Below are 18,051 nucleotides of genomic sequence, written 5' to 3' on the forward strand. Positions count from 1 at the left end.
GGTGACGGGAACACGGGTGGTGACGGCAACACCGGTGGCGATGGCAACACGGGTGGTGACGGCAACACCGGTGGCGATGGCAACACCGGCGGTGACGGCAACACCGGTGGCGACGACAACACCGGCGCTGGCACCACCCCCGACGGTGGCAGCAACAACAGCGTCACCCAGAACCAGGGTTCCTCGGCCCTGACCGACACCGGTGAGGCGGCCCAGGTCTCCGACACCACCGCCCAGGGCAGTGGTGAGGAGCTCGCCGAGACCGGCGCCGCGCAGACCACGTTCCTGCTGGTCGGCGCCGCCACGATGATCGCCGGCGGCATCGGCTTCCGCTTCCTGCCGCGCCTGATGAACGGCCGCGGCGGCGCTGCCGCCTGACGGTAGCCGCCCGCGTACGCACCGCTTACGCGTGCGAAGGGGCCCGGAGCACGCCATGCTCCGGGCCCCTTCCGCCGTCTGCGTCTGCGTCTGAGCCCGTGTCCGGGAGCCCCTGCGGGCCCCGTGCGGGTGTCAGACGGTCTGGTGGGCCAGCAGGGCCACCGCCGCGATCAGCACCGCCAGCAGCGCGACCAGCGTCATCGGGTTCAGCCCCGCGAAGAAGTTCCCCTGCTGCAGCCGCTCGCGGTTCGCCCGGCACACCGGGCACCTGCCCTCACTCACGGGCGCCGCGCAGTTCGCGCACACCAACCGGTCGTACGTCATGCGCTCGCCCTCCTTGCCACCGGCTCCGTCAGGACAACGCCCGCACCGGCGCGAACGTTCCCCCTTCCACTGTGCCAGGTTCCGTGGGGCACCGCGCGCCCTCCCCCGGGCAGGACCGGGACACGGGCCCGGCCGCCGGACCGGGCGAGGACAAAACGCGCAACTGATGCGCAACCCCGACCGGTGACTGCGGTCCGCTCCCCGCTTCGCGTATGGTCACGCACATCTACCCCCGGCGACCCGTGGTGCATCCGTGATCCGATTCGACAACGTCTCCAAGGTCTACCCCAAACAGAACCACCCAGCCCTCAGGGATGTCTCCCTGGAGGTCGAGAAGGGCGAGTTCGTCTTCCTCGTGGGGTCCTCCGGCTCCGGAAAGTCCACCTTCCTGCGGCTGGTCCTCCGCGAGGAGCGGTGCAGCCACGGACAGGTGCACGTTCTGGGCAAGGACCTCGCACGCCTGTCCAACTGGAAGGTGCCGCAGATGCGGCGCCAGCTGGGGACGGTGTTCCAGGACTTCCGCCTGCTGCCGAACAAGACGGTCGGCGAGAACGTCGCCTTCGCGCAGGAGGTCATCGGCAAGTCCCGCGGCGAGATCCGCAAGTCCGTGCCGCAGGTGCTCGACCTCGTCGGGCTCGGCGGCAAGGAGGACCGCAGGCCGGGCGAGCTGTCCGGCGGTGAGCAGCAGCGCGTCGCCATCGCGCGTGCCTTCGTCAACCGGCCCAAGCTGCTGATCGCCGACGAGCCCACCGGCAACCTCGACCCGCAGACCTCCGTCGGCATCATGAAGCTGCTCGACCGCATCAACCGGACGGGCACCACCGTGATCATGGCGACCCACGACCAGAACATCGTGGACCAGATGCGCAAGCGCGTCATCGAGCTGGAGAAGGGCCGTCTCGTCCGCGACCAGGCGCGCGGCGTCTACGGCTACCAGCACTGACGAGGAACGGAAAGGCTTAACGAGACGCCATGCGCGCCCAGTTCGTGCTCTCGGAGATCGGTGTCGGTCTTCGCCGCAATCTGACGATGACCTTCGCCGTCATCGTCTCCGTCGCGCTGTCCCTGGCCCTGTTCGGCGGTTCGCTGCTGATGAGCGACCAGGTCAACACCATGAAGGGCTACTGGTACGACAAGGTCAACGTCACGGTCTACCTCTGCAACAAGAGCGACGCGAAGTCCGACCCCGCCTGTGCCAAGGGCGCGGTGACCGAGGACCAGAAGAAGCAGATCCTCGCCGACCTCGAAGAGCTGTCGGTCGTGGACAAGGTGACGTACGAGTCGCAGGACGAGGCGTACAAGCACTACAAGGACGAGTTCGGCGACTCGCCGCTGGCCAGCTCCCTCACGCCGGACCAGATGCAGGAGTCGTACCGGATCAAGCTGAAGGACCCGGAGAAGTACCAGGTCATCGCGACCGCCTTCGACGGGCGGGACGGCGTGCAGTCCGTGGCGGACCAGCGTGCGACCCTGGACAACCTCTTCGAACTCCTCAACGGCATGAACTGGGCGGCGCGCGCGGTGATGGCGCTCATGCTGGTCGTCGCGCTGATGCTGATCGTCAACACGGTGCGCGTCTCGGCGTTCAGCCGGCGGCGTGAGACCGGCATCATGCGGCTGGTCGGCGCGTCGGGCTTCTACATCCAGGCGCCGTTCATCATGGAGGCGGCGGTCGCCGGCCTCATCGGCGGCGTGGTCGCCTGCGGCTTCCTGGTGACCGCGCGGTACTTCATCATCGACCACGGACTCGCCCTGGCCGACAAGCTGGCGCTGATCGACTTCATCGGCTGGGACGCCCTGCTGACGAAGCTGCCGCTCATCCTGGCCACGAGCCTGCTGATGCCCGCGTTGGCCGCGTTCTTCGCGTTGCGCAAGTACCTGAAGGTGTGACACATACCAAGAGGGCCGCACAGTCGAGCGACCGTGCGGCCCTCTCGCGTTGTCCTAGACTCACCGGCATGTCAGGTCGTGACCTGTTCTGTCAGCCCCGTCGCACACGCCACGGGGCCGCCCTGACCTTGGTGTTCGCGAGCGTGCTCGTCGCCGGCGCGGCCACCGGCTCGTTCCCCGGGGCCGACCGGGAGTCCGCGCCGGGCACGGCCCCTCCGGCCGTCCCCGTCGGCCAGCACGGCCGGCACGAGGACGTCGCGCGGGCGGCGGCCGACGCCATGGCCGACGGCAAGTCCCCCGTGGAGGCCGCCGAACGCGCCGTCAGCCGCAGCGGGGACCGTTGGGGAGCCGTCTACTCCCCGGGCGAGTACGAGGAGTTGGAGGACGCCCTCGACGGCCGGTACACCGGCGTCGGGCTCTCCGCGCGCCGCGAGCGCGACGGCCGCATCGAGGTGACCCGGGTGCGCTCCGGCTCGCCCGCCGCCGACGCCGGGATCCGCGAGGGCGACCGGCTGCGCAGCGTCGACGGGGAGCGGGTCGACGGGCGCCCCGTCACCGAGGTCGTCTCCATACTGCGCGGCGACGCCGAGGACGAGCCCGCCGGCAGCACCGTCCGGCTCGGCCTGGAACGCGGCACGCGCGAGTGGACCGAGACCGTCCGCCGGGCGCGGCTGTCCACGGACTCCGTGACCGTGCGCACGCTCGCCGACGGCGTCACCGTCGTCAAGGTCGTCTCGTTCACCAAGGGCGTCGGCGAACAGGTGCGCGGCGCCGTGCGGCGGCTGCCGTCCGGTACCGGCGTCGTCCTCGACCTGCGCGGCAACTCCGGCGGCCTGGTCGCCGAGGCCGTCACCGCCGCCTCCGCCTTCCTGGACGGGGGCCTGGTCGCCACGTACGACGTGGACGGCGACCAGCGGGCCCTGCACGCCGAACCCGGCGGCGACACCACCAGACCCCTGGTCGCGCTCGTCGACGGCGGCACGATGAGCGCGGCCGAACTCCTCACCGGAGCCCTCCAGGACCGCGGACGGGCGGTCGTCCTGGGCTCCCGCACCTTCGGCAAGGGCTCGGTGCAGATGCCGAGCCGGCTGCCCGGCGGCTCGGTGGCCGAGCTGACCGTCGGGCACTACCGCACCCCCTCGGGCCGCGGCGTCGACGGCACCGGCATCACGCCCGACCTGGAGATCGACCCGGCGGACCCGGCCGCCCTGGACCGGGCGCGGACCGTGCTGAGCGGCGTGGGGCGGTAGGACCGGGCGGCAGGACCGGAGCGGCAGGATCACCCTCCGTTAATCGGCTTCCCGCGGACCCCCTCCGTAGTGCCAAAATGGGCTGCACTATGGCTAAGGAAAAAGGGCGCAAGCTGATCGCGCAGAACAAGAAGGCGCGGCACGACTACCAGATCCTCGACACGTACGAGGCCGGCCTGGTCCTGTCCGGCACCGAGGTGAAGTCGCTGCGCCAGGGGCGGGCATCGCTGGCCGACGGCTTCGTGCAGCTGGACGGGCACGAGGCGTGGCTGCACAACGTGCACGTGCCGGAGTACAGCCAGGGCACCTGGACCAACCACAGCGCCCGCCGCAAGCGGAAGCTCCTGCTGCACCGCGTGGAGATCGACAAGCTCGAGTCGAAGTCACAGGAGACCGGTCACACGATCGTGCCCCTGGCGCTGTACTTCAAGGACGGCCGGGCCAAGGTCGAGATCGCGCTGGCGCGCGGCAAGAAGGAGTACGACAAGCGCCAGACGCTCAGGGAGAAGCAGGACCGGCGTGAGGCGGAGCGGACGATCTCGGCGATCCGGCGCAAGCAGCGGGCCTGACCCCCCGGGGCCCGACGTCCGGGCCTGACCTCCGGGCCCGCCTCCGGACCTGCCCCCGGGGAATAGGCTGGCACCGGCGTGCGTTGGTCACGTACGATGGTGAACGCACCCCAGGCGGGTGCGACGATTGAAAAATCAACATGGGGATGATCGGTTTCGACAGCGGATGTCGAAGCAGGGGAAGCGTGTCGAGGAAGCGGCCATGATCTCGTAAACCACAGGCCGAAAAAAATAATCGCCAACACCAAGCGCGATTCCTCCCAGCAGGCCTTCGCCCTCGCTGCCTGATCTCAGGTAGCAGAGCGAGCCTCCTACTAAAGGGAGTGTCAGCCCGGGGCTGTTCCCGACCCGGATCCTGGCATCAGCTAGGGGACTAAACCTTGATCCCGGTCACGGGGTGAAGAGGGAAACCAAACAGTGACTGAGCCCGTCGGAGACTTGTCCGCGTGATCTCCGGGGCTGAGAAAATCGAAGCGGACTGCACACGGAGAAGCCCTGGTTCCGCACCGTTGGACGCGGGTTCGATTCCCGCCATCTCCACAGTTCCCATGTGGGCGAAGGCCCCGCCGCGCTGAGCGGCGGGGCCTTCGTCATGTCCGCGGCCGTCCCGCCGAGCCCCGGGCCGGGGCCAGGGCCAGGGCGAGCAGCAGGGCCACCGCGGCCGCCGTGACCGGTACGCCGTAGGCGGCCGTGGGGGAGGCGTGCTCCACCGTCCAGCCGCCCGCCGCACTGCCGCAGGCGATGCCGCCGAGCAGACCGGTCACCGCGAGGGTCATGCCCTCGTTCAGGCGGCCCTCCGGGGTGCGGTGCTGGACCAGCGTCATGGTGGTGACCATCGTCGGGGCCGTCGCCATCCCGGCGACGAGCAGCGTCAGCGCCAGCAGCGGCAGGGAGCCGGTGAGGGACGCCGCGAGCAGCGGCAGCGTCAGCAGTGCCGTCATCGCCGCGACACACCACGGCAGGCGGTGCTCGGCCGGCCCGGCCGGCTTCATCGCGCCGTACAGCAGACCCGCCGCGCAGGAGCCGGCCGCCTGCAGCGCGAGGACCACACCGGCCGCCGCACGATGTCCCTGTGCGTCCGCGAACGCGATCGTGACGACCTCCATGGCCCCGAACACCCCGCCCATCGCCAGGCACACGACCAGCAGCGGCGGGACGCCCGGGACGCGGAAGGGCGCCTTCGCCGTCGGGCGCGGCCGGGCCGGCGGCTCGGTCGAACGCTGGGCGGTGAAGAGCAGCATGCCGCTCACCAGCAGCACCACCCCGACGAGCGTGCCCGCTTCCGGGAACAACGCCGTGCACAGGAAGGCCGCGAGAACCGGGCCGAGCATGAAGCACAGCTCGTCCGCGGCCTGTTCGAAGGAGTTCGCCGTGTGCAGGGCGTCGGCGTTGCTCCCGTCACCGTCACCGTCACCGTCACCGTCGCCCCTGCCGCCCTCGCCGTCCTTCAGCAGGTGGGCCCAGCGGGCGCGGGCCATGCCGCCGGTGTTGGGCGTCGTCGCGGTGGCGGCGTACGCGGCGAACAGCGTCCAGGCGGGCGCGTCGTACCGCACGCACAGCAGCAGGGCGAGCGAGCCCAGCGCGGCGACCAGGGTGGCGGGCACGGCCACCCGGGCCTGGCCGTGCCGGTCCACGAGCCGGGCGGTCCACGGGGCGACCAGCGCCGTGGCCGCCAGCCCCGTCGCGGTGACGGCACCTGCGAGGGCGTACGAACCACGGGTGTCCGCGATCATCACGACCGCGCTCACGCTGAACATGCCCATGGGCAGCCGCGCCATGAGGTTCCCGACCGTGAACGCCCGGGCGCCGGGTATGGCGAGGAGCCGCCGGTACGGGCCGGGCGGCCGACGCCGGGTGCGCGGGCGGAAGTCGGCGGTGACGAGGGTGTCGGCGGTGACGGCGAGGAGGGTGGACTGCGGGGACGGGCGTTCGTAGGTCGGTTGCGGCATGCCCTCACCGTCGCCCGGGGGCGATCGAGGGGTCCAACACCTTCTCCGTACCCATTCACACACCCCCGTTGTAAATTCGCCGGATGCCCACACCCGCCCACCTCGACCCCCGCCTCCTGCGCGCCTTCGTCACCGTCGCCGACGAGCTGCACTTCACCCGCGCCGCCGCCCGCCTGTACGTCGCCCAGCAGGCGCTCAGCAGGGACGTGCGGCGCCTGGAACGGGAGCTGGGCGCCGAGCTGTTCGTCCGGACCACCCGGCAGGTGACCCTGACGGCCGACGGAGAGCGGCTGCTGCCGTACGCCCGCCGCGCCCTCCAGGCGCAGGACGACCTCCTGGCCGCCTTCGGGCAGGCCCGCCCGCTGCTGGTCGATCTCAACTCCCCGGGACTCGTCACCGGCCGCCTGGTCCTGGAACGCGCCCGCGAGCTGGCGCCCGAGCAGGAGCTGATGGCGCGTTACGAGAGCGGGCTGACGGGCGCCGCCGCCGAACTGCTCGCGGGCCGCGTCGACGCGTCGTTCGGCCGGTTCGCCGGCCTCGCCCCGGCGCTGCGGGCGGGCCTCGGCCACCAGCCGGTCCGCTACGAGCCCATGGCGGTGCTGCTGCCCGCAGACCACCCGCTGGCCCGGCTGACGGAGGTGCCGCTCGCCGCGCTGGAGGGCGAGACCGTGTACGCCGGGGCCGGCAATCCGCGGACGCCGGAGTGGACGGACCTGGCGCACCGCCTGTTCGAGGGGCGCGGCATCGAGGTGGCGGCACCCGCTCCGCTGGCCGTCGGGGAGGAGGAGTTCCAGCGGCTCATGGACAAGGCGCGCAACCCGATCCTCGCCGTGGTGGGCTTTCCGGCCATCGGCTCGACCGTGGTGCGCCCGCTCGTCGACCCCGTACCGCTGTCGCCGGTCTCGCTGGTCTGGCGAAAGGGGCTGGTGCACCCCGCGTTCGACGCGCTGCGCCGGGCGGCGTCCCAGGTTGCGGCCGAAAACGGCTGGCTTCGCAGACCGGGGGCAGGATGGATTCCGGCAGCCGACGCCGCCTTGATGTCCGTTCACAACTGACACGCGGCAACCACGTATCCTCCGCGTGCGCTACATTCTTCGCCTGAGCACGGTGTGGTACAGGGGGCGCCCGGACCTGGTGGGGGTCGGTTCGGCCGACAGGTGCTCGGAGTCGTACGCGCACCCGGAAGTGTCCCGTGGGGGGAGTGCGTGCGCGTGAAGAAATGGCAAAAAAACGCCCAACCGGAGGGGTCCGAGGCCGTGTCCGGAATGCGTGATCTCCCAGAGGCGAAACAGGATGCTGACGTCACCGAGGTGTTTCCGGCGACCAGGGACTTCCCGGTGACCGGGCAGCCCCCGACGACCGGAGCGTCGTCCTCCCGGTCCGCCCGGCCCCCTCGGCCCACGCCGTCCGGCGACTCTGGTGACTCCGCGGGGTCCGCCGGGTCCGCGGGGTCCGTCGGTTCCGCGGGGTCCGTCGGTTCCGATGCAGGGTGGTTCGGGAGCTCGGGCGCCGCCGGACCGGACAGCGCGCGTGACACCGCAGCCCAGCCGTCGCCGGACGCCACCGAGACCCGGCTTCTCGACCCCTTGACGAACGCCGGCGCCGCCGGGACGGGGATTCCCGGTCCCCGAATAGTCCGGCAGCGAATAGACGGCAACCCGGTGGGCGGTGCCCCGGTGGGCGGAGAACGCCCGAGCCGGGACCGAGGCCGCGAACCGATGATCCCGGGACGGATAACCTGGGGCGGGACGAACCCGGCCGGTACGAATCCGCCGGGTACGAATCCGGCCGGGACCGCCGCGACCGGAACCGGCCAGAACGGCACCGGCCAGAACGGAAACGGCCAGAACGGCACCGGCCCGGACGCCGACAAGACGGACATCCTCCCCTCGGCCGCTCCGGCGACTCCGGCCGCTCCGGCCGCTCCGGCGACTCCGGCGACTCCGGCCACTCAGTTCTTCAAGGCCGCCCCGGCCGCCCCGACCCGTGCCTTCCCCACGACCGAGCCCGGCCCCGCCACCTCCGTCCTCCGCGACCCCTGGCAGGACACCCCGGACGCCGTCCTCGACGCCGGCGTTGGCGCGGGCGGCCTCACCCACGACCCGCACGAGGTGACAGTCCAGCTCGACGCCGTCCAGCTCACCGACGGCGTGATCCGCAGGGTCGACGTAGCGGACCGCGAGGGCGGCCCGGAGAGCTCCGACGGACCGGTCTTCGTCGACGCGTCGGGACGCCGCAGCCGCCTGTACCGCCGTCTCGGCATCGCCGTCGGCGTCGCCTGCGCGATCTACGCCGTCGTCATCGTCTCCACGCTGCTGTCCGGCAACTCCAACGCGCCGTGGCTGCCCGTGGAGGGCCAGCAGAAGGACAAGCCGGCCGGCCAGGTCGACACCACCCCGCTGCCCTCGCAGTCGGCGCAGCCCTCCGGCACGGGCAGCGCCGCCCCGCGGACCGACGCTTCTGCCGACGCCGGCACGACGCCGGCACCGGGTGCCGACGGCCCCGCGCCCGGCGCGTCCGGCACCGCGCTGGAGCCCGGCACCAGCGCCGGCCCCGAGCCCTCGGCGACCGAGGGCGACACGACGCCGGGCGGCGGCGCGACCGCCCCGGACCCCGACCCGGACCCGACGCAGTCGACGCAGGTGCCGCCCCCCGGCACCGCGGACCCGTCGACGCCGACGGACGGCGGCGAGACCCCGGTCGACCCGACCCAGCCCCCGGACCCCACCACGGGCACCGGCCCCGGCGACGACGGTACGACCGTCAACGGCGCGAGTGGTCCCCTCTCCGCCGCCGGACCCGCCGACCGGCGCGTCGTCACCGTCGCCGGTCCGGACCACATCCCCACGTCCGCTTCCCTGTCCCCGGAGAACACCCTCTGATGGCATCCCGCACCCGCCGTCAAGGGGCCGCGCGCAGCGCCCGTGAGGGCTCCCGGCGCCGCCGCCTGCCCCTGCGCCTGCTGCTTCCGCTGCTCGTCCTGGTCGCCCTGGCGGCGATGCTCATGCTGCGCGGATACGTGCACAGCGAGATCCTCGCCGACCACCGCGTCCAGCCGCCCGCCGCCACCGACCAGGTGCCGGAGAAGATCCTCGAGGGCGGCCCGGTCATCGACGCCCGCGGCGGCCGCACCGAGAGCCTGAGCGTGCCCGACCACCGCCTGGTCCTCACGTTCGACGACGGCCCGGACCCGACCTGGACGCCGAGGGTGCTGGACGTGCTGAAGAAGCACGACGCGCACGGGGTCTTCTTCGTCACCGGCACCATGGCCTCCCGCTACCCCGACCTCGTCAAGCGCATGGTCGACGAGGGCCACGAGGTCGGCCTGCACACGTTCAACCACCCCGACCTCTCCTTCCAGTCCAAGAAGCGCATCGACTGGGAGCTGTCGCAGAACCAGCTGGCGATCACCGGCGCGGCCGGGATCCGCACCTCGCTCTTCCGCCCGCCGTACTCCTCCTTCGCCGACGCCATGGACAACAAGTCCTGGCCCGTCACCGAGTACATCGGCAGCCGCGGCTACATCACCGTCGTCAACAACACCGACAGCGAGGACTGGCAGCGGCCCGGCGTCGACGAGATCATCCGCCGTGCCACGCCCAAGGGCGGCAAGGGCGCCATCGTCCTGATGCACGACTCGGGCGGTGACCGCAGCCAGACCGTCGCGGCGCTGGACAGGTTCCTGCCCGACCTGCAGAAGAAGGGCTACGAGTTCGACAACCTCACCGAGGCCCTGGACGCGCCCAGCGCGATGACCCCGGTGACCGGTGCCGAACTCTGGAAGGGCAAGGCCTGGATCTTCCTCGTCCAGGCCTCGGAGAAGATCACCGACGGCCTGGTGGTGGGTCTGGCGGTCATCGGCACGCTGGTCATCGGCCGTTTCGTGCTGATGCTGCTCCTCTCCGGCTTCCACGCCCGCCGGGTCCGCCGCAAGGGCTTCAGCTGGGGCCCGCCGGTGACCGAACCGGTGACGGTGCTGGTCCCGGCGTACAACGAGGCCAAGTGCATCGAGAACACCGTCCTCTCCCTGATGTCCAGCGACCACCCGGTCGAGGTCATCGTCATCGACGACGGTTCCACCGACGGCACCGCCCGGATCGTCGAGGCGATGGGCCTGCCGGGCGTCCGGGTGATCCGCCAGCTCAACGCGGGCAAGCCGGCCGCGCTCAACCGGGGCCTCGCCAACGCCAGTCACGACATCGTCGTGATGATGGACGGCGACACCGTCTTCGAACCCTCCACCGTCCGCGAACTCGTCCAGCCCTTCGGCGACCCGAAGGTCGGCGCCGTGGCCGGCAACGCGAAGGTCGGCAACAAGGACAGCCTGATCGGCGCCTGGCAGCACATCGAGTACGTGATGGGCTTCAACCTGGACCGCCGGATGTACGACATCCTCGGCTGCATGCCGACCATCCCCGGTGCCGTGGGCGCCTTCCGGCGCTCGGCGCTGGCCCCGATCGGCGGCATGAGCGACGACACCCTCGCCGAGGACACCGACGTCACCATGGCGCTGCACCGTGCCGGCTGGCGCGTGGTCTACGCCGAGAACGCCCGCGCCTGGACCGAGGCGCCGGAGACCGTCCAGCAGCTGTGGTCCCAGCGCTACCGCTGGTCCTACGGCACCATGCAGGCCATCTGGAAGCACCGCCGCGCGGTGATCGACAAGGGCCCCTCGGGCCGCTTCGGCCGCGTCGGCCTGCCCTTCGTCTCCCTGTTCATGATCGTGGCCCCGCTGCTGGCCCCGCTGATCGACGTCTTCCTGCTCTACGGCCTCGTCTTCGGCCCCACCCAGAAGACGATCATGGCGTGGCTGGGCGTCCTCGCCGTCCAGGCGGTCTGCGCGGCCTTCGCCTTCCGCCTCGACCGCGAACGCATGACCCACCTGATCTCGCTGCCGCTGCAGCAGATCCTCTACCGCCAGCTCATGTACGTGGTGCTGCTCCAGTCCTGGATCACCGCGCTCACCGGCGGCCGCCTGCGCTGGCAGAAGCTCCGGCGCACCGGCGTGGTCGGGGCGCCCGCCGGCTCCGTGCCGCAGCAGCGTTTGCAGAGCAGCGATGATCGGAGGCCCGTGGCATGACCCACGGATACACGACCGGTACGGGTACGAACCCGGAGCCGGCCGGCCCGTACGGCTCCCCGTACGCGGGGAACCCGAACGGCGCCGCGGGGATGCCGTACACCGTCCCGCAGCAGCGCACGACGGAACCCGCGCCCGGGACCGGAGCCGAGCCCGGGACCGGAGCCGAGCCCTGGGCCGACTCCGCGGCCGGGGCCGCCGCCCCGGCCGCCAAGAAGCCCGGCCGCGACCGCTACCTCGACCTGCTGCGCTCCATCGCCCTGGTCCGCGTCGTGGTGTACCACATCTTCGGCTGGGCCTGGCTGACGGTGCTGTTCCCGTCGATGGGCGTGATGTTCGCGCTGGCGGGCTCCCTGATGGCGCGTTCGCTCAAGCGCCCGGCGATGGGCGTGATCCGCGGCCGCGTGCGCCGTCTCCTGCCGCCGATGTGGGCGTTCGCCGCGGTCGTGCTGACGATGATGTTCGTGAACGGCTGGAACCCCACGGAGGACCCGGAGGGCGGCGCCTGGGGCCTGATCGAGCTGTTCAACTACATCGTCCCGATCGGCGCCCCGCCCTACCCCTGGCACGTCGGCTCCCCGTCCGGCCTGCTGGAGGACACCTGGGCGGTGCAGGCCGCGGGGCCGCTCTGGTACCTGCGCGCCTACCTGTGGTTCGTCATCGCCTCCCCGCTGCTGCTCTGGCTGTTCCGCAAGGCCCCCTGGCCGACGCTGCTCGCACCGCTCGCCCTGACGGCTGTCGTCGGCACGGACCTGGTGAAGATCCCCGGCGAGACGGGCCTCGCGATCACCGACTTCGCGGTCTACGGCGGCTGCTGGGTCCTGGGCTTCGCCCACCACGAGGGCCTGCTGAAGCAGATCCCGCGGTACATCTCCGTGTCCTGCGCGTCCCTGGTGATGGCCTTCGGCCTGTGGTGGGCCTCGAACCACCTGGGCCCCGACGGCTGGGACCTCAACGACATCCCGCTGGCCCAGGCCACCTGGTCGTTCGGGTTCGTCGTGATCCTGCTCCAGTACTCCCCGTCGTGGCAGGAACTCCCCGGCCGGCTGGCGAAGTGGGACAAGCTGATCACCCTCTCCAACAACCGCGCGGTCACCATCTACCTGTGGCACAACCTGCTGATCATGGCGACGGTCCCGATCATCGACCTGGCCTACCGGCTCCCGTTCATGCAGAACGAGCGGGCGATGAACGCCCTCACCGACGCGTACACGATCTGGATGCTGGCCCTCGTCTGGCCGCTCATCGGCCTGATGGTCCTCGCGGTGGGCTGGGTCGAGGACCTCGCGGCGAAACGAAAGCCACGCCTGTGGCCGAACGGCACGAAGCGCTCCACCGGGAGGCGGGGCACAGCCGGCGCGGCACACCGCGGCTGACAAGCGGGAGGGGGAACACCCCGCGGGCACGGTCCGTGAGCCCTGAGTGCGCGAGTGAGTACGCGCACTCATGCGGCTCGCGCGGCACCGGCCGGAGACTGCGTCCATGACACGGACCTCCGCCTCCCTCAGCACGCTTGCCCGCCCCCGGCGCGCCCTCACGGCAACCGCCCTCGCTGTACTGGTGCTCGCCGGCTGCGGGAGCGAGAGGCCGAGTGAGGGCGAGGCGCGGACCAAGCCGGGCGCCGGCGCCGCCACCGAGAAGAGCGCCGCGACGTCGAGCCCCGGGCAGGCCGGGTTCATGGCGATGCTCGGCAAGGTCGCGCAGCCTTGTTCCTCGACCGGCCGGACCGGAACCGGGGCCGAGGCCGGGCCGGGCCCGGCCGACAAGAGGCCGACGGGCTCGGAGGGGGAGAGGGAGGAGAGCCTCGCTCCCGGCGGGACACCTCCGGCCGGCCCGATCGAGCCCGGTGCTTCCGCAGGCCCCGAGGCGGAGCTGGACGACCGCGACTGGTGCGCGAGCGTCCAGCACGAACAGCGCATCGTCCAGGCGCTGCAGGCCGTGCCGGAGCCCACCCCCGCCAAGGTCAGGAAGACCCTGAACGACCTCGGCTACATCGACGAACGCATCCACGGCCTCGCGCAGGACGGCAAGGTCACCCGCTTCCGCCTCGACCTGCGCGAGAACGGCGGCCGACTCTGCGAGGAGGGCTTGGCGGCGGGTGCGGAAACGGAGCTCTCCCCCTGTGTCGCCCCCGCCACCGGGCCCTTCACCGTGGAGAGTCCAGGGAAGTAGGACGGCGCCCCGCGGTGAGTACGGCCGTCCGGCGCCCGGCGGGTACGCCGCGTCCGGCGGCCACGGGCAGCCCGTCCCCGTCCCCACCCCCGACAGGACCCCACCGGCAGCCCCGGCCCCAGTCCCGGACCCAGCCCCCGCAGCGCCGACGGCGACGACCTCTCACCCCGCCCCGGGGCCGGGTGAGAGCAACGTTCCCTTCCGGTCATCCACAGCCCCACCGGCCCGAAACGCGTCCTCCCTACCGTCGGTGCGACCGAGCCGTGGAGCACCGTGGAGGCGTCATGACTGTCCCTGGCGGCCGCTGGATCCAGCACTGGGATCCGGAGGACGAGACCTTCTGGAAGGAGACGGGGGAGCGGGTCGCCCGGCGGAACCTGTTCTTCTCCGTCCTCTCCGAGCACATCGGGTTCTCGGTCTGGACGCTGTGGTCCGTGCTGGTGCTCTTCATGGGGCCGGAGTACGGGCTGACGCCGGCCGACAAGTTCCTGCTGACGTCCGTGGTGACGCTCGTCGGGGCCGTCGTGCGGGTGCCGTACACCTTCGCCGTCGCGGTCTTCGGCGGGCGGAACTGGACGATCGTCTCCGCCGGGCTGCTGCTCGTGCCGACCACGGCGGCCTTCCTGGTCATGGAGCCGGGGACGTCCTTCTCGACCTTCCTCCTCGTCGGGCTGCTGGCCGGCATCGGCGGCGGCAACTTCGCCTCCTCCATGACCAACATCAACGCCTTCTTCCCGCTCCGGAAGAAGGGCTGGGCGCTCGGTCTCAACGCCGGGGGCGGGAACATCGGCGTGCCGGTCATCCAGCTGGCCGCGCTCGCGATCATCGGGGCGGGCGGCGGGCCGCGGGTGCTGCTCGGCGTCTACATCCCGCTGATCCTTCTCGCCGCCGTCCTCGCCGCCCGCTTCATGGACAACCTCGCCTCCGTGAAGAACGACACCGGGGCCGCCAAGGACGCCGCCCGGGACGCCCACACCTGGATCATGGCCGTGCTGTACATCGGCACGTTCGGGTCGTTCATCGGGTACAGCTTCGCCTTCGGTCAGGTGCTGCAGACCCAGTTCGGGCGGAGCCCGCTGCAGGCGGCGTACCTGACCTTCATCGGACCGCTGCTCGGCTCCCTCATCCGGCCGCTGGGCGGCAGGCTCGCCGACCGGTACGGCGGCGCGCGGATCACCCTGTGGAACTTCGTCGCGATGGCCGCCGCCACCGCCGTACTCGTCGCGGCCAGCATGGCGAAGTCCCTCGGGCTGTTCGTCGCCGTGTTCGTGGTGCTGTTCGTGCTCAGCGGGCTCGGCAACGGCTCGACGTTCAAGATGATCCCCGGCATCTTCCAGCGCAAGGCGCTCGCCGAGGGGCTGACGGGGGAGGAGGCCGTGGCGTACGGGCGGCGGCTCTCCGGTGCCTCCATGGGGCTGATCGGCGCGGTCGGCGCGCTCGGCGGCGTCGCCATCAACCTCGCCTTCCGGCAGTCCTTCCTCTCCGTCGGCTCGGGCACCGGCGCCTTCGTCGCCTTCCTCGCCTTCTACGCCGTCTGCTTCGCCGTCACATGGGCGGTATACCTTCGCCGTCCGGCCGCGGGGACGCCGGACGGCCCGGCGGGCCCGGCGCGGACGAACGCGCGTCCCAATTACGCCGAGGTATGACGTAACACTGGTGACATGAAGCGGAACCGAGCCTGTCACGCACCGTTGACAGGCTCGGTCGCCGTGCAGGAAGTACGACGACCGGGACGATCGGGGCGACAGTGATGGACGACGAACAGCGGCGACCCGACCACGGACCCCTCGCCGGATTCACCGTGGGCGTGACCGCCGCCCGCCGGGCCGACGAACTGGGCGCGCTGCTCCAGCGGCGCGGTGCCGCCGTCCTGCACGCGCCGGCGCTCAGGATCGTGCCGCTCGCCGACGACAGCGAGCTGCTGGCCGCGACCAAGCAGCTGATCGACCAGGCACCGGACGTCGTCGTGGCCACCACCGCCATCGGCTTCCGGGGGTGGGTCGAGGCCGCCGACGGGTGGGGACTCGGCGACGCCCTGCTGGCGCGGCTGCGCGCGGTGGAGCTCCTCGCACGCGGACCCAAGGTCAAGGGCGCGGTCCGGGCCGCCGGGCTGACGGAGGAGTGGTCGCCGGCCTCCGAGTCGATGGCCGAGGTGCTGGACCGGCTGCTGGAGCAGGGCGTCGACGGCCGCCGGATCGCCGTACAGCTGCACGGTGAGCCGCTGCCCGGGTTCGTGGAGGCGCTGCGGGAGGGCGGCGCGGAGGTGGTGGGCGTGCCCGTCTACCGGTGGCTGCCGCCGGAGGACCTCGGGCCCGTGGACCGGCTGCTGGACGCGGCCGTCTCGCGCGGCGTGGACGCCGTGACGTTCACCAGCGCGCCCGCCGCCGCGTCCCTGCTCTCCCGCGCCGAGGAGCGCGGCCTGCTGCCCGAGCTGCTCGCCGCCCTCGGGCACGACGTGCTGGCGGCCGTCGTCGGCCCGGTCACGGCGGTGCCGCTCCAGGCGCACGGCGTCGACACGGTCCAGCCCGAGCGCTTCCGGCTCGGCCCCCTCGTCCAGCTGCTGTGCCGGGAACTCCCGGCCCGTGCCCGCGCGTTGCCGGTCGCCGGGCACCGGCTGGAGATCCGCGGGCACGCGGTCCTCGTCGACGGGGAGCTCAGGGCGGTGCCGCCCGCCGGGATGTCCCTGCTGCGGGCCCTGTCCCGGCGGCCGGGCTGGGTCGTGCCCCGCGCGGAGCTGCTGCGCGCCCTGCCGGGCACCGGCCGCGACGAACACGCCGTCGAGACGGCGATGGCCCGCCTGCGTACGTCCCTCGGCGCGCCGAAGCTGATCCAGACGGTGGTGAAACGCGGCTACCGCCTGGCCCTGGACCCGGCCACGGACGCCAAGTACACGGACGGCTGACCCGCGGCGCCGGAAATCCGCTGCCCGGGCGCGCGGGCGCACACGCGGGCTTCCGGCCGGGAGGCGGTACGAGGGGTTCCGGGCGCGGGGGCGGGCAGGCACTGTAGAGGGAGCGGTCCGCCCGCTCCCCTTCCCGGCCCGTTCCGCCGGGCGACCCTAGGCGGTGACAGGAACATGGCACTGGGTACGGCCACCGACCCGTACGAGCTGCGGTTCGACACCGGGCGGATCTGCCTGGACCTCATCGCCACCACCCACCCCGTGGAGCGGCTCGCCTCCGTCGAGGTGCTGCGTGCCTGGATCACCGGCTCCGGGCTCGTCCCGCCCGGCACCCCGCTGGCCCACGCCGACGCGTCCTGGCTGGCCGGCTTCCGCGAACTGCGCCTCCAGACCGCCCGTCTGATCCGTTCCAGGGCCGCGCCCGGCGCCCACCCGTACGGCCTCGCCCTCGCCCGCGTCAACGGCCTCGCCCTCGCCGCACCCCCGGCCCCGCGCGCGGTCCGCGGCGAGGACGGCGCGCTGGTGCGGGAGTTGACCGGCCCGCCGGAGTGTGCGGCGCTCCTCGGGGCCCTCGCCCGGGACGTGGTGGAACTGCTCACCGACCCCGTCGCACGGGCCGGCCTCAGGCAGTGCGCGGGCGACAACTGCCCGATCGTGTACGTGGACACCTCCCGCGGACGCCGCCGGCGCTGGTGCTCCAGCGAGCTCTGCGGCAACCGGGAGCGCGTCGCCCGGCACCGCCGCCGCGCCGCCCTCGCCCGATAAGTCGTTCCGCGCCCCGTTCGTCACGCCGCCTCCGAGAAACCGTCACCTCGCTTTGAACGCCCCGGACTTCACGTCCGTACCGAATGGGCGAGCGATCGACTGGGGGAACCCCCGGACATCGGAGGTGGGCGTGCGCAAGGATTCCGTCGTGGCCGGTGAACGTGGTGCGAGGGCCCGACATCGCATGCCCCAGTCGTCCTCGGAGCCCGACGAGGAGCTGATGCGCGCCCTGTACCGGGAGCACGCGGGCCCCTTGCTGGCGTACGTGCTGCGTCTGGTGGCGGGGGACCGGCAGCGCGCCGAGGACGTCGTCCAGGAGACGCTCATCCGTGCCTGGAAGAACGCCGGTCAGCTCAACCGTGCGACCGGATCGGTACGCCCCTGGCTGGTGACGGTCGCCCGGCGCATCGTCATCGACGGCCACCGCAGCCGGCAGGCCCGGCCGCAGGAGGTCGATCCGTCGCCGCTGGAGGTCATCCCCGCGGAGGACGAGATCGACAAGGCGCTGTGGCTGATGACGCTGTCGGACGCGCTCGACGACCTGACCCCGGCTCACCGGGAGGTCCTCGTCGAGACGTACTTCAAGGGGCGTACCGTCAATGAGGCGGCGCAGACACTCGGCATACCCAGCGGCACCGTGCGCTCCCGGGTGTTCTACGCCCTGCGTTCGATGAAGCTGGCTCTGGAGGAGCGGGGGGTGACGGCGTGATGAGCGGGTACGGGGGAGTTCAGGGTTTCGGCGGGGGATTCGGCCCGGGCGATAAGGGTAGTT

General features: G+C 72.1%; 15 protein-coding genes, 1 other RNA gene and 1 pseudogene. 15 read left to right on the top strand and 2 right to left on the bottom strand.

Annotated features, from left to right (window positions below):
• Window positions 1-378, top strand: a pseudogene (locus ACP4J0_RS32640) (hypothetical protein); the annotation flags it as partial.
• Window positions 379-510: 132 nt separating this feature from the next.
• On the opposite strand, the gene ACP4J0_RS32645 reads toward ACP4J0_RS32640, so the two are convergent.
• Window positions 511-702 (bottom strand): hypothetical protein, encoded by a 192-nt coding sequence (locus ACP4J0_RS32645; protein WP_426602332.1) that lies wholly within the window; start codon window positions 700-702, stop codon window positions 511-513.
• Window positions 703-955: 253 nt separating this feature from the next.
• Here ACP4J0_RS32645 and ftsE point away from each other — a divergent pair, with 253 nt between their 5' ends.
• The 5 genes from ftsE to ssrA all read left to right on the top strand — a co-directional run bounded on the left by ftsE (window position 956) and on the right by ssrA (window position 4,954).
• Complete coding sequence (gene ftsE, locus ACP4J0_RS32650) at window positions 956-1,645, top strand: cell division ATP-binding protein FtsE (protein ID WP_053131878.1); 690 nt, start codon at window positions 956-958, stop codon at window positions 1,643-1,645.
• A gap of 29 nt (window positions 1,646-1,674) precedes the next feature.
• Entirely contained in the window at window positions 1,675-2,592 is a 918-nt protein-coding gene (gene ftsX, locus ACP4J0_RS32655; RefSeq protein WP_398135468.1) for a permease-like cell division protein FtsX, read from the top strand.
• 68 nt (window positions 2,593-2,660) lie between these two features.
• A complete protein-coding gene (locus ACP4J0_RS32660; RefSeq protein ID WP_426602333.1) occupies window positions 2,661-3,842 on the top strand; it encodes a S41 family peptidase in 1,182 nt (393 codons plus the stop codon).
• An 89-nt stretch (window positions 3,843-3,931) separates the two neighbouring features.
• Complete coding sequence (smpB, locus tag ACP4J0_RS32665; protein ID WP_052841735.1) at window positions 3,932-4,411, top strand: SsrA-binding protein SmpB; 480 nt, start codon at window positions 3,932-3,934, stop codon at window positions 4,409-4,411.
• A gap of 142 nt (window positions 4,412-4,553) precedes the next feature.
• Window positions 4,554-4,954: a transfer-messenger RNA gene (ssrA, locus tag ACP4J0_RS32670) on the top strand.
• Window positions 4,955-5,001: 47 nt separating this feature from the next.
• On the opposite strand, the gene ACP4J0_RS32675 is transcribed toward ssrA, so the two are convergent.
• On the bottom strand, window positions 5,002-6,360 hold the full coding sequence (locus ACP4J0_RS32675; RefSeq protein ID WP_426602334.1) for an MFS transporter: 1,359 nt from the start codon (window positions 6,358-6,360) through the stop codon (window positions 5,002-5,004).
• 83 nt (window positions 6,361-6,443) lie between these two features.
• Here ACP4J0_RS32675 and ACP4J0_RS32680 point away from each other — a divergent pair, with 83 nt between their 5' ends.
• The 9 genes from ACP4J0_RS32680 (at window position 6,444) to ACP4J0_RS32720 (ending at window position 17,988) form a co-directional block, all read left to right on the top strand.
• Window positions 6,444-7,415: a LysR family transcriptional regulator gene (locus ACP4J0_RS32680; RefSeq protein ID WP_426602335.1), complete on the top strand. Its 972-nt coding sequence runs from the start codon at window positions 6,444-6,446 to the stop codon at window positions 7,413-7,415.
• A 663-nt stretch (window positions 7,416-8,078) separates the two neighbouring features.
• A complete protein-coding gene (locus tag ACP4J0_RS32685) occupies window positions 8,079-9,242 on the top strand; it encodes a hypothetical protein (RefSeq protein WP_426602336.1) in 1,164 nt (387 codons plus the stop codon).
• Window positions 9,242-11,440, top strand: a complete 2,199-nt coding sequence (locus ACP4J0_RS32690) for a polysaccharide deacetylase family protein (protein WP_426602337.1) — start codon at window positions 9,242-9,244, stop codon at window positions 11,438-11,440. Before ACP4J0_RS32685 ends, ACP4J0_RS32690 begins: the two co-directional genes overlap by 1 nt.
• A complete protein-coding gene (locus tag ACP4J0_RS32695) occupies window positions 11,437-12,816 on the top strand; it encodes an acyltransferase family protein (protein ID WP_426602338.1) in 1,380 nt (459 codons plus the stop codon). Before ACP4J0_RS32690 ends, ACP4J0_RS32695 begins: the two co-directional genes overlap by 4 nt.
• Before the next feature lie 106 nt (window positions 12,817-12,922).
• Window positions 12,923-13,612: a hypothetical protein gene (locus tag ACP4J0_RS32700; protein WP_426602339.1), complete on the top strand. Its 690-nt coding sequence runs from the start codon at window positions 12,923-12,925 to the stop codon at window positions 13,610-13,612.
• A gap of 284 nt (window positions 13,613-13,896) precedes the next feature.
• The gene (locus ACP4J0_RS32705) at window positions 13,897-15,258 is read left to right on the top strand and encodes a nitrate/nitrite transporter (RefSeq protein ID WP_426602340.1); all 1,362 of its coding nucleotides are present in this window, start codon (window positions 13,897-13,899) and stop codon (window positions 15,256-15,258) included.
• Between the two features lie 104 nt (window positions 15,259-15,362).
• Window positions 15,363-16,514, top strand: coding sequence for a uroporphyrinogen-III synthase (locus ACP4J0_RS32710; RefSeq protein ID WP_426602341.1), 1,152 nt, complete (start codon window positions 15,363-15,365; stop codon window positions 16,512-16,514).
• Window positions 16,515-16,688: 174 nt separating this feature from the next.
• A complete protein-coding gene (locus ACP4J0_RS32715; RefSeq protein WP_426602342.1) occupies window positions 16,689-17,279 on the top strand; it encodes a CGNR zinc finger domain-containing protein in 591 nt (196 codons plus the stop codon).
• 184 nt (window positions 17,280-17,463) lie between these two features.
• Window positions 17,464-17,988 carry a sigma-70 family RNA polymerase sigma factor gene (locus ACP4J0_RS32720; protein WP_052412023.1) on the top strand — a complete coding sequence of 175 codons (525 nt, stop codon included), beginning with the start codon at window positions 17,464-17,466 and terminating at the stop codon, window positions 17,986-17,988.
• Window positions 17,989-18,051 lie beyond the last annotated feature (63 nt).

Source organism: Streptomyces sp. WG7, assembly GCF_049975785.1.
Lineage (GTDB): Bacteria > Actinomycetota > Actinomycetes > Streptomycetales > Streptomycetaceae > Streptomyces.

Bases quoted from the DNA above. Each gene is read 5' to 3' on its own strand.
- ACP4J0_RS32685 (WP_426602336.1), top strand. From the start codon at position 8,079: ATGATCCCGGGACGGATAACCTGGGGCGGGACGAACCCGGCCGGTACG.
- ACP4J0_RS32720 (WP_052412023.1), top strand. From the start codon at position 17,464: ATGCCCCAGTCGTCCTCGGAGCCCGACGAGGAGCTGATGCGCGCCCTG.
- ACP4J0_RS32695 (WP_426602338.1), top strand. From the start codon at position 11,437: ATGACCCACGGATACACGACCGGTACGGGTACGAACCCGGAGCCGGCC.
- ACP4J0_RS32700 (WP_426602339.1), top strand. From the start codon at position 12,923: ATGACACGGACCTCCGCCTCCCTCAGCACGCTTGCCCGCCCCCGGCGC.
- ACP4J0_RS32690 (WP_426602337.1), top strand. From the start codon at position 9,242: ATGGCATCCCGCACCCGCCGTCAAGGGGCCGCGCGCAGCGCCCGTGAG.
- ACP4J0_RS32645 (WP_426602332.1), bottom strand. From the start codon at position 702: ATGACGTACGACCGGTTGGTGTGCGCGAACTGCGCGGCGCCCGTGAGT.
- ACP4J0_RS32660 (WP_426602333.1), top strand. From the start codon at position 2,661: ATGTCAGGTCGTGACCTGTTCTGTCAGCCCCGTCGCACACGCCACGGG.
- ACP4J0_RS32705 (WP_426602340.1), top strand. From the start codon at position 13,897: ATGACTGTCCCTGGCGGCCGCTGGATCCAGCACTGGGATCCGGAGGAC.
- ACP4J0_RS32680 (WP_426602335.1), top strand. From the start codon at position 6,444: ATGCCCACACCCGCCCACCTCGACCCCCGCCTCCTGCGCGCCTTCGTC.
- smpB (WP_052841735.1), top strand. From the start codon at position 3,932: ATGGCTAAGGAAAAAGGGCGCAAGCTGATCGCGCAGAACAAGAAGGCG.
- ACP4J0_RS32715 (WP_426602342.1), top strand. From the start codon at position 16,689: ATGGCACTGGGTACGGCCACCGACCCGTACGAGCTGCGGTTCGACACC.
- ftsX (WP_398135468.1), top strand. From the start codon at position 1,675: ATGCGCGCCCAGTTCGTGCTCTCGGAGATCGGTGTCGGTCTTCGCCGC.
- ACP4J0_RS32710 (WP_426602341.1), top strand. From the start codon at position 15,363: ATGGACGACGAACAGCGGCGACCCGACCACGGACCCCTCGCCGGATTC.
- ACP4J0_RS32675 (WP_426602334.1), bottom strand. From the start codon at position 6,360: ATGCCGCAACCGACCTACGAACGCCCGTCCCCGCAGTCCACCCTCCTC.